The organism is Anaerocolumna sp. AGMB13025, assembly GCF_029689925.1.
In the GTDB taxonomy this organism is placed as follows: domain Bacteria; phylum Bacillota; class Clostridia; order Lachnospirales; family Lachnospiraceae; genus Anaerocolumna.
Map to the genome: position 1 here is coordinate 3,283,486 of NZ_CP121445.1, position 15,398 is coordinate 3,298,883.

At 37.6% G+C, this 15,398-nt stretch carries 12 protein-coding genes; all 12 read left to right on the forward strand.

Annotated elements, in window-relative coordinates; all coding sequences use genetic code 11:
• The first annotated feature begins 19 nt into the window (after positions 1–19).
• The 12 genes from QA584_RS13400 (at position 20) to QA584_RS13455 (ending at position 15,278) form a co-directional block, all read left to right on the forward strand.
• Entirely contained in the window at positions 20–592 is a 573-nt protein-coding gene (locus tag QA584_RS13400; protein ID WP_278275001.1) for an Ig-like domain-containing protein, read from the forward strand.
• Between the two features lie 248 nt (positions 593–840).
• Positions 841–2,721 carry an S-layer homology domain-containing protein gene (locus QA584_RS13405; protein WP_278275002.1) on the forward strand — a complete coding sequence of 627 codons (1,881 nt, stop codon included), beginning with the start codon at positions 841–843 and terminating at the stop codon, positions 2,719–2,721.
• Positions 2,722–2,736: 15 nt separating this feature from the next.
• Positions 2,737–4,575, forward strand: coding sequence for an efflux RND transporter periplasmic adaptor subunit (locus QA584_RS13410; RefSeq protein ID WP_278275003.1), 1,839 nt, complete (start codon positions 2,737–2,739; stop codon positions 4,573–4,575).
• Positions 4,576–4,663: 88 nt separating this feature from the next.
• Positions 4,664–5,326, forward strand: a complete 663-nt coding sequence (locus tag QA584_RS13415) for an ABC transporter ATP-binding protein (RefSeq protein ID WP_278275170.1) — start codon at positions 4,664–4,666, stop codon at positions 5,324–5,326.
• On the forward strand, positions 5,323–6,495 hold the full coding sequence (locus QA584_RS13420; RefSeq protein ID WP_278275004.1) for an ABC transporter permease: 1,173 nt from the start codon (positions 5,323–5,325) through the stop codon (positions 6,493–6,495). Before QA584_RS13415 ends, QA584_RS13420 begins: the two co-directional genes overlap by 4 nt.
• 65 nt (positions 6,496–6,560) lie before the next feature.
• Positions 6,561–7,733 carry a D-alanyl-D-alanine carboxypeptidase family protein gene (locus QA584_RS13425; RefSeq protein WP_278275005.1) on the forward strand — a complete coding sequence of 391 codons (1,173 nt, stop codon included), beginning with the start codon at positions 6,561–6,563 and terminating at the stop codon, positions 7,731–7,733.
• Positions 7,734–8,063: 330 nt separating this feature from the next.
• Positions 8,064–8,942, forward strand: a complete 879-nt coding sequence (locus tag QA584_RS13430; protein WP_278275006.1) for a metallophosphoesterase — start codon at positions 8,064–8,066, stop codon at positions 8,940–8,942.
• A 44-nt stretch (positions 8,943–8,986) separates the two neighbouring features.
• Entirely contained in the window at positions 8,987–9,589 is a 603-nt protein-coding gene (locus QA584_RS13435) for a hypothetical protein (RefSeq protein ID WP_278275007.1), read from the forward strand.
• A gap of 71 nt (positions 9,590–9,660) precedes the next feature.
• On the forward strand, positions 9,661–10,443 hold the full coding sequence (locus QA584_RS13440; protein WP_278275008.1) for a segregation and condensation protein A: 783 nt from the start codon (positions 9,661–9,663) through the stop codon (positions 10,441–10,443).
• A 36-nt stretch (positions 10,444–10,479) separates the two neighbouring features.
• Positions 10,480–11,049, forward strand: a complete 570-nt coding sequence (gene scpB, locus QA584_RS13445; RefSeq protein ID WP_278275009.1) for an SMC-Scp complex subunit ScpB — start codon at positions 10,480–10,482, stop codon at positions 11,047–11,049.
• Positions 11,050–11,200: 151 nt separating this feature from the next.
• Positions 11,201–12,721, forward strand: a complete 1,521-nt coding sequence (locus QA584_RS13450) for a spore germination protein (protein ID WP_278275010.1) — start codon at positions 11,201–11,203, stop codon at positions 12,719–12,721.
• 292 nt (positions 12,722–13,013) lie between these two features.
• Positions 13,014–15,278 carry a GerAB/ArcD/ProY family transporter gene (locus QA584_RS13455; protein ID WP_278275011.1) on the forward strand — a complete coding sequence of 755 codons (2,265 nt, stop codon included), beginning with the start codon at positions 13,014–13,016 and terminating at the stop codon, positions 15,276–15,278.
• Positions 15,279–15,398 lie beyond the last annotated feature (120 nt).

A 15,398-nucleotide genomic window follows, 5' to 3' on the forward strand; every position in this document is an offset into this window, starting at 1 on the left:
TAAATTATGGTAATAGGAATTGAAAAAAAATAAAATCAATCAATTATTTAAGTTCCGTGGCGTGTTTTCTATTTTTTACTATATTGCTTTTCTGGCTTTGTTATGGTACCTGATCGTACCTCATACCTCCATTTATTATCACAACAATATCTATACTCCTTTTACAAAGCGGTTAAGTGATGAAGATGTTACCTTAATAAAGGGAGAGGAATATAAGCTGTCTTTGTCAAATATAAATAAAAGACTAAGCTTTTCCTCTACGGATATTAAGGTAGCAGATGTAAATATATTTGGTAAAGTTACTGCCTACCGGGTAGGTACTACGATTATCAGAGTCAGATATCAAAAGGAAATTCTAAAATGCAGGATACGTGTAGTTGATATAAATAAACGTAAATTAACCTTAAGGACCGGTCATAGCAGCAGACTGGATATAAAAGGAGCCTGGTTCGGAGTCAGATGGTATAGCAGTAATTCTTCCGTGGTCAGGGTTAACCGTTTTGGGAAGGTGACGGCTGTTTCAAAAGGGAGCGCAAAAATATACGGCAAGATAAGAGGCAAGACATTAACATGTAGTGTTATAGTAAGGTAGGTCAGTGCAATGCTTTATATTTTGTTTGATTATAGTCTTAGTGATATAAGAAGTAATTATATTACTGAAATGTATAATTATAAATAGAATATAAAGCATTTTTTTTAAAATTTAATTTATTCTTAACAAAAAAATCAGTGTTTTACTAATACTTTCACATTGAGTTCACAGAATATTCACGTTTTTTAAATAGAATAAAATGGAAAGTAAAAAATGAAGGTTTATTAATACGTAAAGGAGACATAAAGATGCAAAAAAGAATATTAACTCTATTACTTGCAGTTGTTATGGTACTTGTAACGGTTGCAGCTCCCGTAAAACCGGTGGAGGCCGCTACTGGTAATAATGCCTCGAAAGTAATTGATGCCTTAGGTGTTATGAAAACAGACAAAGGAGTCAGCACTTCCCAAACCCAGAAAATTAATAGGGCCCAATACGCCCAGATGTTAGTTAATATGTCAGGGAATAAGGGAAAAGTAACGTCAAAAAGTAATGTTTCCTTGTTCCAGGACGTACCAAAAACTTACTGGGCTGCGGGGTACATACAAACCGCCATTAATCAGGGATGGATGTCCGGATACATGAACGGCAGTTTTAAACCTGCCCAAAGTGTTACCTTGATGGAAGCTGTAAATGGGGTATTAAAACTTTTAGGATATACCAACAGTGATTTTACCGGCAGCATATCCGCAGCCCAAATGGCATTATATGATTCGAAGGAGCTGGATAAAAATATTACAAAAACAAAAAATCAGGCAATGACCAGAAAAGACCTGATGAACTTATTCTACAATACATTAACAGCAACCACAAAAGATGGTAAGGTTTATGCAGAGACCCTGGGTTATAAGATTGATGCCAAAGGTGAAGTTGATTATCTATCCCTGGTGAATAACAACATGGAAGGACCAATTTTGGCTGACGGCGATTGGAAGGATGAAATCCCGTTTTTACTCGGAACCGCTACGTTTTATAAGGATGGAACATTAGGTACCATATCAGATATTCAGGAGAATGATGTGATTTATTATTCAAAGGATTTAAAATCAATCTGGGCATATGACAACAAGGTTACCGGAACGATACAATCAATCTTGCCTGACCGTCTGGTACCAACATCAGTTATGGTAGGACAAAAAGAGTATAAACTTGGAACCAATGATATGTCAGTTGCATTTTCTTCTCTTGGCAAAGTAGACGTAGGAGATACGGTAACCCTGATATTAGGTAAAGATGATTCCGTTGTTGATGTACTTACAATTAATGAATATAATACCAACATTACCGGTATTGTAATTGGTACCGGTGAACATGTGGTTAATAACACGAAGGATGATATGGTTGCTGCAAATTATGTAACTTTTGTAGATGCAGGCGGCAACGAATATGTACAGGATTATGATATCGCAGCAACTATTTATAACATAGGGGATGTAATTCGTGTAACCTATGAAAATGGTGTGGGAACAATAAAGCTACTGAATCAGGGAAGTTCCGCTTTTGCTAATTGCACCTTCTCGGAGGATGGAACGAAATTAGGTAATAATAATCTGGCGGCAAATGTTAAAGTAATAGATTATTTTAGCGGGAATTATGTAAAGGTAAATCCCAAAAGGCTTTCCGGTACGACCTTAAGCGGTTCCTCTGTATATTATTACGAAACAAATAGTTCAGGTAATATATCCAAGCTAATCCTTAATAATGTAAGCGGAGATGTATTCAAATATGGTATTTTAACGAATAGTACTAGTCAGATGGGAACGGACAGTATGAGTTATGAATATACCCTAGACGGTACAGTTAAATCAGCAGTAGCGAATTTTTACATTGCAGAGAAAGGTCCAAAAGGATTTATCTTTGATCCTTCAAACTCCACTCAAATTAAAGATACCATGGACCTTACCGGTATTACAGTAAAATCAATCGGAACCACCACTGTACAGGATTCCATTCAGAAATATCCGATGGCAGATAATGTGGCAGTATTTTATTACAATGTTGGAAAATATAGTGCAACCACCTTAAGTAAGGTATCTGACTTAAAGAAATATAAATTAACGGCTTACTATGACAGGACAATTGGTTTAGGCGGCAGGGTCAGAGTTATTGTAGCAGAAAACATCAACTGATAAGGAGCATAAATAATGGGTAAAATTTTTAAAAAGAAGTCAGATAATCCTCCCAGTACAGGACAAATAATTAATACCAGGAAATCGAAAAGAAAGAAAGCCATAAGAGGAATCATTATTGCGGTGGTCCTTGTAGTAGTGGTTGGCTTTGTATACAGCCGAGGGAAAAAGGGATTAAATGAAAACGATGCTCAGGCGTCATCACAGACGGTTAAGGTAGAAAAGAGAGATATTAAAAGCATCTTATCCTCCTCTGGTACCATAGAGCCTTTAAATACCTACGATGTGAAAACCCTGGTGGAAGGCGAAGTAATAACTGCTGATTTTGAAGAAGGAGATCAGGTAAAGGATGGCGATGTATTATACCAGATCACTACGGACGATGTTGACAGCAAGATCAATACTTCTGAAACCTCTGTAAAAAGAGCAGAGGATTCGTACAAGACAGCGAAAAAGAATTATGATAAAGCCGTGGATAAATATAACGACGCCGTAGCCGACTACAATGATGCAGAGAAAGAATATAGTGATCTGACTATTAAATCGGATAAAGCAGGAATCGTTAAGAAGTTATATGTTAAAAAAGGAGATTCGGTACAGCCCGGCAGCCAGATTGCTGATATTTATGATAACAGCTCCATGTTATTAGAGGTTCCCTTTAACTCCTTTGATGTAACCTCTTCCTTAATCGGCAAAAAAGCGGAAGTTGAAATAACAGACAGTAATGAAACGATAGAGGGTAAAGTAACAAAAGTCAGCAATATTGAAGAGGTCTTAAGCGGAAACCGTGTTGTAAAGATGGTTACCATAGAAGTCAAAAATCCGGGTGGTATCACCAAAGAAACTACTGCTACAGCATCCGTTGGCGATATTTACAGCAGTGAGCAGGGAAGTTTTAATGTTTTGGAGGAAAGTACGCTTACAGCTGATAAAAGTGGTAAAATAGGTACTTTAACAATTGAAGAAGGTGACAAAATAGCTTCTGGAAAAACGGTAATTATTTTAGAAAGCGATACCTATAAAGACCAGCTGGATTCTTACCAAAAGGCAGTAGACTCTGCTAGTGATGCGGTTGACAATGCAAAGAATAGCATGGAGGATGCCGATAACAAAATCGAAGACGCAAAAGATTCCTTAAGCGACGTAATCGATGAGAAAACTGACTACAGCATCACTGCACCCATATCCGGTCAGGTAGTAAGCAAAGATGTTTTAAAAGGCGATACTATCAGCAGGGATTCCACCTCAAAGCTTTGTACGATTTATGATTTGTCGGCTATGACCTTTAAGATGCAGATCGACGAATTGGATATTAGAAAAGTAAAGGTGGGACAAAAGGTTAATATTACTGCCGATGCCCTGGAGGGAGTTACTTTTAATGGCGAGGTTACCAATATAAGTCTGGAAAGTACTACGAATGAAGGTGTTACTCAATATCCCGTTACGGTTAGAATTGATGAGGTAGGTGACTTATTGCCTGGTATGAATGTAACCGGAGAGATTATAATTAATGAAGCAGCAGGTGTTCTTGCGGTTCCTAGCGATGCGTTAATGCGTGGTGATATGGTACTTGTAAAAGATCCGTCAGTGAAAGAAGCAGTAGGAAATATACCGGTTGGTTTTAAAGAGGTAAAGGTTGAAACCGGATTATCCGATGGAAACTATATTGAAGTTAAGAGCGGATTAACCGGAAATGAAGAAGTATATATTGTTCGCAGTTCAAATAACAGTGCAGTTATGATTCCCGGACAGTATGGTTCAGGACAGGGTGGCTTTGAACAAGGCGGCGGTTATCCTCAAGGCGGCAGCACGCGTCAAGGTAATCGAGGCGGTAATGTTACCGTAAGACCGTAACAGGAGGTGTCTTAAATTGGATGAGCTAAAAATAGAAGATGAAAAAACGCCTCTTATTAATTTGATTGATATCTATAAAATCTATCAGATGGGCAGCACGGAGGTACGTGCCAATAACGGGATTAATTTAAAAATATATCATGGCGAATTTGTTGCCATAGTCGGTAAATCCGGCAGCGGAAAATCAACCATTATGAATATAATCGGAGCGCTTGACGTACCAACGAAGGGTCAGTATATCTTAAAGGGTCAGGATGTCAGCACTATGAAGGATGACGAACTGGCAGAAGTAAGGAACAGGACCATCGGTTTTATTTTTCAGCAATATAACCTCTTAGCCAAACAGACGTTGCTTGAGAATGTAGAATTACCGTTATTGTATGCCGGTATCGGGAAGTCCAAAAGAAAGCAGATGGCATTAGAAGCATTAGAGCGTGTCGGAATACAGGATAAATGGAATAACATGCCAAATCAGCTCTCCGGCGGACAACAGCAAAGGGGTTCCATCGCCAGGGCTTTAGCCGGCAATCCTTCCCTTATCCTTGCAGATGAACCGACAGGTGCTCTTGATTCTAAAACCAGCCGTGAAGTTCTTGACTTCCTAAGAAAGCTGAATGATGAAGGGAATACGGTAGTTTTGATTACTCATGACCGGGCGGTGGCAGAGGAGGCTAAGCGTGTAGTAAAAATACATGATGGTCAGATTGTTTTCGACGGACCGGTAGATGAATATAGAAGGAGCCAGACATGAAACTAATCCAAGCATTTAAATTAGCAGGAAGAAGTATTATCGGCAGTAAAATGCGTTCCTTTCTTACTATGCTGGGAATGATTATTGGTGTAACTTCTGTTATAACATTAGTAGGTCTTATGCAGGGTGTAACGAATTATGTTGTATCTACCTTTGCTGATCTTGGGACCAACACCATATCTTTGTCAGTAACCAATACGGATACTAGGCATGTGGATGTTGACGATATATACAGCTTTGTAAAAGAAAACAATTCCGTAATCCAGGCAGTTACGCCCCAGGTAAACGGCAGGTATACCGTAAAAAAAGGAACCAATTCATCCTCCAGTTCGGTTGCAGGTGTAGGTGAAGATTTTATTACAATTAATAACCTGAAAGTACAAAGCGGGCGGTTTATTCAATATGCTGATATAAAAAACCGTTATCAGGGATGTGTTATCGGAACGTATATTGTTAATGAGTTATTTGATGGTATTGCAGCACCAGGCGATACCCTTAAGATTAACGGACAACCGTATACAATAATTGGTATCTTGGAAGAAAAAGCAGATTCTACTCAGGGATCCTCTGATGACTGCATTTATATCCCGTATACCAATGCAGCCAGACTGGCTAAGAACTCTAATATATCCAGCTATACCTTTACAACGAAAGATGCTGATACGGTGGAGGCTGGAAAGAAACTCATTGATAATTATCTGTATGGCATTATGAAAAATGAAGATTTATATAACATATCTACCATGGCAGAACTTCTTGACCAGGTAAATGAAATGACTGGTATGCTATCTTCCATACTTGGAGGAATTGCTGGCATTTCCTTGTTGGTTGCCGGAATCGGAATCATGAATATTATGCTGGTATCGGTAGTGGAACGTACTAAGGAAATTGGTATCCGTAAATCCTTAGGGGCTAAGAAGCGGGATATATTAAGTCAGTTTGTAATTGAAGCAGCAACGATTAGTACCATCGGCGGTATCATCGGTATCTTACTGGGCTGGGTTGCAACCGTTACTCTTGGCAACGCCTTTGGTTTAACAGCCAGCCCTACAACAGGATCCATTATTATGGCCTTTGGGGTATCAGCAGCGATTGGAATTGGATTCGGTTTTATGCCGGCTAACAAAGCTGCTAAATTAAATCCCATTGATGCATTAAGAAGCGAGTAAAAGTTGGTCTAAAATTCATTGTCCTTGCTTACAATAGTAATATATAATTTGGACGTGAGGTATAGATGAAGAGGTTTGGAGCGCTTTTTGTAAGTGTTATTTTACTGATGAATACTCTGTTCTGTGTAAAAGTATATGCAGCGCCGGAGGATAACCAAATGAACATTACCTCCACATCGGCAGTGTTAATTGAAGGTTCTACCGGGTCAATTATTTATGAGAAGAATAAAGATGAAAAACTGAAACCGGCCAGTATAACTAAAATTATGACATTACTGCTAATCTTTGAAGCAATCGATAGTGGAAAGATAAAACTGACGGATGAAGTTTCCGTAAGTGAACATGCAGCTTCTATGGGCGGCTCCCAGGTCTATTTAGAGCCTTTTGAGACTCAGACAGTGGATACGATGCTTAAATGTATCAGCATAGCAAGTGCCAATGATGCTTCCGTAGCCATGGCAGAAAAGATTGCCGGTTCAGAGGAAGAATTTGTTGCACGAATGAATGCCAGAGCAAAAGAGCTTGGAATGCTTAATACCCATTTTGTAAATTGCTGCGGTTTGGATGTAGATAATCATTATTCCACAGCTTATGATGTGGCACTTATGTCAAGGGAACTTATTACAAAACATCCGGAAATCAGTAATTATTCAACTACCTGGATGGATTCTATTACTCATACAACCAAAAAGGGACAGAGTGAATTTGGCTTAACCAATACCAATAAACTGATTAAGCACTATAACGGTATAACCGGATTAAAAACTGGTTCCACCAGCCTGGCAAAATATTGTCTATCCGCTACTGCTAAACGCAACGGAATGGATTTAATTGCAGTAATTATGGCTGCTCCTGAGACAAAGGTACGTTTTTTTGAGGCTTCCAAACTGCTGGATTATGGATTTGCAAACTGCAGTATTTACAGGGATGCCAATAAAGATTTACAGGGTGAACCTTTAGAGGTAAAAAAAGGTGTTGCTGCCACAGTAGGATATAAGGTTAAGGATGAATTTTCTTATTTATGCTTAAAAGGTGTTAATCCTGACGATATTACTAAGGAAATAGCTATATATGATAATGTTACGGCACCAGTTAAGGAAAATGATAAAGTAGGTGAAGTTACCTATAAATTAGGTGGTAATAAGATAGGAACAGTGGATATCGTAGCCTCAGAAAATATTGCAAAAGCGAAATTCAAAGATTACTTTTTAAAGGCTTTAAATGAGTTGATTTTGTAATGACGGTTAATCAAGACCTTATGGCGTCTGCCGCTCACAGATTGTAAATGCGGCGAGATTATTGAGGGTAAAACGAATGAAAGCCACATAAACCGGAGAATGAAAGCCAAAACAGGCTGTTATGTTAGTTGCTCTCGGGTAGTTAATTTCATAATGAATTTTACTTACTATAGACCACAGGAAAAGTCTGTGTTATAATTTATAATGGACTTTTTCTGTGGATTTGTTAATATATGGATAATATTGAAATATATAATGCTGAAATAAACTAGTTTAGGTTACCAATACAACTTTTGAAATAGATTCAGAATATAAGGAATGGAGGTATACATGACAGGCAATCTAATCACAATTGTAATTTTAGTTTTATTCATAATCTATATATGTTATGAAAATAAACATCTTGAAATTACTCAATATACCATTCGTTCAGAACGCATTCCAGAGGAATTTGACGGTGTCCGGCTGGTTATGTTAGCGGACCTTCATAATAATAAATTTGGTAAGGATAATAAAAAGTTAATCGATAAAGTGAAAGCAGCAAATCCAGATTATATTCTGGTGGCAGGAGATATGGTAGTAAGCAGTGAACCGGAGCATCTAGAAATTCCTTATAATCTGCTCTCTGTTTTGGCGAAGGATTATCCGATCTATTATGGACTTGGGAATCATGAACAGAGACTGCTGCCAGACGGTACCAACCGGTTTAAGAATTATGCAGAATATAAAAGCAGGCTTACGAAACTGGGAGTCAGGTTTCTTGAAAATGAACGCATTACCATAGTAAGACAGGGAAAAGAGATTGCCGTTACGGGTCTTGTTATAGGGATGGATTATTTTAAGAAATTAAAGCAGCCCGAAATGACCCTGGAATATATTCAAAATTTAGTAGGAATTCCGGAAAATAAATGGTATAATATATTGATTGCACATAACCCGGTTTATTTTAAACTATATGAGGAATGGGGTGCCAACCTCATTGTTTCCGGTCATCTTCATGGTGGAATTATAAGACTGCCAGGACTTGGAGGTTTTATCTCCCCCCAATATAAATTTATGCCAAAATATGATGCAGGAATGTTTAAAAATCAAGATACGGTAATGTTAGTTTCAAGAGGGCTGGGACTGCATACCATAAAGCTGCGGGTCAATAACCGGCCTGAGTTAATGGTTATTACTCTTAATAGCTGTGACAGTAAGAAAAGCTGAATTCAGGCAAGCTACAAAAAAGATTAAAAATAATGAGGTGTTTCATGAAAATACAGCTAATCAGGCTGATAGCCGCTTTCATAGCCGGAGGAATTGTAATGATACTCCATGAATTCCCCAAGGCTTATATTTATAATAGATTAAATCCAAATCAAGACCCCAAAAAGAAAAGAAATATCTATAAACTTCACCATTATGTTGATCCCATAGGGTTGATCTTATGTATAACCAATCAGGCCGGATTTTCAAAACCTTATATGTATCGCATTAAAGATAAGAGAACCAACCTGATACTTGGTATAACCGGTATGATAAGTTTATTCGTGATGTTCTTAGTCAGTATGGCGGTTCTTCGGTTTGGAATCGGCATTAATTCCAACTTAAATTATTCAGAAACAATAAGTATTGTTTCGTTAGTACTTCAGTTCATCCTGGTATATATAGCCTTAATCAGCCTCAGTATGTTTATTGTTAACCTATTTCCGGTTTCAACGTTTGATATGGGTCTATGTATAGCCGGAATATCTCCGTCTAAGTACTTTTTAATTATCCGGAACGACTATTTTATCAAAATGGTGCTTTTACTGGTTATTATGTTTCAGTTTATAACCAGTTTCAGTACAGCAATTATGACCTTGTTTTTATAACAGCAATTATGACCTTGTTTTTTAAGAGGAATTCCGTATTTTAGATTATCAGTAAAAGGGAAGGACAAGCTATGAGTATACCGGTTAAATTAGAAGCTTTTGAAGGACCTTTAGACCTTCTGCTGCATCTGATCGATAAAAATAAAGTAAATATCCATGACATACCCATTGCCATCATAACCGAACAATATTTGGAATATATCCAGCTGATGGAAACAAAAAATCTTGATATTATGAGTGAATTTCTCGTTATGGCGGCTACTTTGATTAATATCAAATCTAAGATGCTGCTGCCAAAAGATGAAACCCGTGAAGAAGAGGAACAAGATCCAAGACAGGAACTGGTTGAACGCTTACTGGAATATAAGATGTACAAATATATCTCCCTGGATTTAAAGGACCGGGAACTAGACGCTGCCAAAATTCTATTTAAAGAAGCCACTATCCCAAAGGAAATAGCGGATTACAAAGAAGAAATTGATACGGCAGGCTTGTTATCTGATTTGACCTTAGCGAAATTACATAAAATATTCGAATCAGTTGTTAAAAAGCAGGTTGATAAAATTGATCCCATCCGTAGTAAATTTGGTAAAATAGAAAAAGAAGAAAGTAATCTTTCTGAAAAAATACTTGCAATCCAACAATACGGTATTGCACATAAAACGTTTAGTTTCCGTAAACTTTTACAGGCTCAGTCTGGGAAAATGGAGGTTATTGTAACATTTCTTGGCGTTTTAGAACTCATAAAAGTCGGGCAGATTGTTATTACACAGCATACTGTATTTGATGATATTATTATAACCTTTACCGTGGATAAGATTACAGAAGTAGATGATATATTAGTCTTAAATTAGGGTCTGATTAAGAAAGAAGTTGTTATTGGAGGAATTATGGAGATAAAGAAACTGGAAGCGGCGATTGAAGCCATATTATTTACCATGGGGGAGGCGGTGGAATTAGAACGGATCGCTGCCGCCGTCGAACATGATATGGATACCACCAGAAAAATAATACATAATATGATGGATCAATATGAGGAAGAGAACAGGGGAATTAATATCATTGAACTTGACGGAGCCTTCCAGTTGTGTACCAAAGCAGAATTGTACGAAGCTATTATAAAAATAGCCCATGTTCCCAAAAAGCATGTCCTAACGGAGGTTTTACTAGAAACTCTGTCTATTATTGCATATAAACAGCCCATCACAAAAATAGAAATTGAAGCGATCCGCGGTGTTAAATCGGATCATGCCGTTAATAAATTAATCGAGTATAATCTTGTGTGTGAAGTCGGAAGGATGGATGCCCCGGGAAGGCCAATTCTATTTGGTACAACAGAAGACTTCCTTCGGAGCTTCGGAATTCAGTCATTAGAGGATTTACCGGTAGTTAATCCTGAGAAAATCGAAGATTTTAAACTGGAGGCAGAAGAAGAAATACAATTAAAGCTGGATATTTAAGGATTTGCAAAACTTAACCATATGAAGAAAATACTTATTTTTTATATCTTACGGATATAAAAGATAAGTATTTTTTATTTTCAAATAAAATAGGACAAACTGGATATAATATGAAAGAGATTTTTAATTTTATACACACGAGGAGGTCTCCATGAGTCTTTTACATGATGAACAAAATAGAATAACAGCAGAACTCTCGAAAAAACTGAGTGAAAACATAGATGCCATTAGTGCTTTATTTACAGACTGTGCAGATGTCATAAAGCGGAAATTAACCGTTGGGGAAGTGAATAAGGTAGATATCTTTTTCTTATATATTGACAATATGATCAATAAGGAGCTGTTAGAGCAGGTTACCATACATGAGCTTCTCTCAAGCATCGTAGACATGCCGGAGGAGGATCAGTTTGAATACATTAAGGACAAGGGACTTAAAACCCTTGATTTGTCCGAAGTCATTACCATGAATGAATTGGTAGAGGATGTTCTCTCTGGGGATACGGTTGTACTGATAGACGGTTCGGATAAGGCTTTAAAAGTATCGGTTAGAGGTATGCCAAACCGAGGGGTCCCCACTAGTGAAAATGAAGTAGCAATCCGAGGCTCCAAAGAAAGCTTTAGTGAAGCCTTTTATATTAACAGAGTACTGCTGCGGCGCAGGATCAAAGATACCAATTTTAAAATTAAGCAGCTTAAGGTCGGTATCAGATCCCATACGGATGTAGCAATCTGTTATCTGGAAGATGTGGCAAAACCGGAAATCGTAGGAGAGGTTGAAAAAAGGCTGAAAGAATTTGTAGTAGACGGTATTTTTGACAGCGGCATGTTAGAACAGCTTTCGGAACGGAATGTATACTCCCCCTTTCCGGAATTTCAATCAACAGAACGGCCGGATAAGGCAGCTTCTGCGATCTTAGAAGGCAGGGTAGTTATCGTTGTTGATAATTCCCCTATAGCATTAATCGTTCCAACTACTTTAAATTCCTTTTTTCAGGCATCGGATGATTCCTACAGCAGATGGGAAGTGGCTACCTTTACCAGGATATTGAGGTATATAGGCGCTTTTATAGCCATGGCCTTTCCCGGTTTATACATTGCCGTTATTAATTACAATGCAGAAGTCCTGACTTCGGCTATGGCTCTTTCCTTTGCTGCAGCGAGGAATGGAGTACCTTTTTCCGTACTTTTTGAAGTTATTATGATGGAGATTGCTTTTGAAATCCTTTTAGAAGCCGGAGTCAGGCTTCCAGGTCCTATGGGGGGAACCCTTAGCATTGTGGGAGGTTTAATTATCGGGGATGCCGCGGTAAATGCCAATTTAGTCAGTCCCATCGTAGTTATTGTTATAGCCCTGACTGCCATAGCCGCTTTTATGGTTCCAAGTGAACCATTTTCTTCGGCATTTCGGATTGTCAGATATGTAATCATTATTTTATCCGCATTTTTAGGACTGTACGGTTTTATCTTAGGAATTATGCTGCTAATGATCCATCTGGGTGGATTAAAAAGTTTTGGAATGCCTTATATGGTACCCTTTGCAGCCTCCGGAATTAATGAAGGCACCGATACGAAAGATGCCATTATCAGAGCACCTTTAAGAACCTTGAAACGGCGTCCGATTTTTGCTAAAAAAGATGAGCGTGTCAGACTTGTGAAAAATAAGGATGAATAAAATAATATCTGTATGAAACAAGAATATGGGTACAAAATTAAAATAGAAAGATTTATTGAAATTGATTGGTAAGGGTTAGAAGGTATAATGCATAAGGATACAGCTTAAGAAGGCATTACCAGATTATTAAAGATTAGAGAATAAGTATAGTGCGAGTGTCAAAAGGTCAATTTTGTATTTTGAATGAAATGGTTTATAGTCCCATTCTGTGTCTTTAAGGTCGTTACTACGATTCAATTTAGCACTCGAATTAAGTATTAGATTTAATTTTTATAGAAAGGCATACTAATATATGTTTTCAGAAAACGAAAAAATCTCCCTAAGACAATTAACAAGGCTATTGGTCTTTGATTTATTTAGCATATCTGGTTTGATTATACCAAGGATTGCGACTGCAACAGCCGGGAAGGATGGATTAATTGCCATAATTCTTGCTGTTTTATATGCCTTAATCTATGCCTGGATTTTATTATCCCTGTCAAAGGCTGCCGGCGGAAATTATCTGGATTATTGTAAGAGCAGTCTTGGCAGTATCTTAACCCTTGTAATCGGTTTATTGTATATGGCCAAATTAGCGGTCTGTTGTGTATTTGCTGCCCGTTTGTTCGGGGAAGTAATAAATGAAACCCTATTGGAGGATACTGACCCCAGGATTATCGTCTTAACACTGCTGGTCGTATCTGCTTATGCCGCATCGAAAGGATTTGAAGTAAGGGCAAGAATTGCAGAAGTCTTATATTTTGCAGTAATCGTTCCTATTTTTATCTTTTTAATATTAGGTCTTAATAAAATACAATTTTCTAACCTTATGCCATTATTTACAGAAAAGCCGGGTCATATATTCTTAAGTGGTTATAATGTATTTTTAACCTTTAGTGTTCTAGAGGTACTTTTGTTTTGTGTACCCCTTATTAAAATAAAAAAAGAGGATATAAAAAAAGGCAAACGGGTACTGCACTATGTATCCAGGGCAGTAATTATAGTGGGAATTCTCGACATTCTTTTATTTATCGTGACCTTAGGAATTCTGGGAAAAGTAGAAACCAAGCAAAAACTCTGGTCCATGGTAAATATGATTCAAGTTATAAAACTGCCGGGAGGATTTATTCAGAGACAGGATGCGATTGTACTTGGCATCTGGATGCTGAGTATTTTTTCGATTATCAGTGCCTTCTTTTATTATATGAGTTACATCGGCAGATTTATATTCCGTATAACTTATCAAAATTATCTGCTGGTACCATTTATTCTGATCTTGTTTGGCGCTTCTGTTATTCCTATAGAGACGGAACAGTTTTTCTACTACTTTGAGTTCTACATGAAATATATTGGAATGCCTCAATCCATTTTAATACCGGTGATTATCGTATTGATTGGTAAGGTGAGAAAAATAAAATCGGTAAAACCGATAAAACCGGTAATAAAGACTCTCTTATTATTAACTACCCTGACTTCTGTTATTACCCTTACTGCCTGCAGCGATATGACAGAAATTGAGGATCGAAATTTTATACAGGCCATGGGCATCGATATAAAGGGGGATGAGCTGACGGTATATTATGTTTTACCGGACTTAAAGGCATTAACCCAACAGGGCAGTGAGAATCCCGAAAAATTGATACTGGAATTAAAAGGGTTTGATTGCTGGCAGATTGAAGACTTATATGATCTGCAATATAATAAAAGGCTGGATTTCAGCCATTTAAAGGCCATTATCATAGGCAGGGAACTGGCCAAAAACCCGAAGCAGCTGGCTCAATTTTTAACGTATGTAGAAGATAAGTACGAAATAGGCAGAAGTACCTTAATATTTACCTCTGATACAACTGCGAAGGAGGTTATCTCCTTAAACAAAGAACTTGAAGGTGGCATTGGTGATTATTTAGACCGGCTTTACCGCATTAATCTAAAAAGCAGCGGCAAAAAGGTGGTTACTGTCGGAGACCTGGTCTTTGCTATGAATGAAGAAAATCCGGTAGTCAGTATGCCGGTTTTAAAACCCAGGAAACAGACCCTAGAAACCGTTGGGCTTGGGATGTTTTATCATAATCAGCTTGCCTATGAAGTTAACAAAGAGGAATCAGATTATATCGACATTGCCAATGCTCATGGTAAGAATGTCAAGATTTTTCTTACTGAAAATCCGTCGGAGGATTTAAAGGAAGGAAAAAGCGAAGCAGCTTCGGAATATGTTGTGAAAATAAATAATGTAACAAGAACCCTTCAGTTTACAAGTGTGAATAATAAGCCAATACTTGCCGTAAAATTAGAGGGTATCGGAATCATTGAGAAAGGATTAATGGAAAAAGGTCTTGTCTCAAATCAGGCAAAGGCTGCTGTAGTAGAAGCGATAAAGCAGCGTTGTAATCAGATCATAAAAGCAAGAATTACTGCCAATCTTGATAAGATTACCAAAGGTGCTGGAATTGATTTTATGAATCTGTATCGTATGACCAGTTATGATAACAGAAAATTATGGCTTTCCTATGCCAACAAGGAAGATCAGTTCCTTAAGGACCTTAATTATAACGTAGAAGTTGATTTTAAAATGCAGTAAAAGTTTATGGACAGTCACGAATAAGCCCTGACGTATCCCAGGTACGCCTGCGCTTTTTGTGACTGTCCCGCAAATAGATAGGATTACTGACTGTTCTTTTCTATACTTGACAGGGCTAAT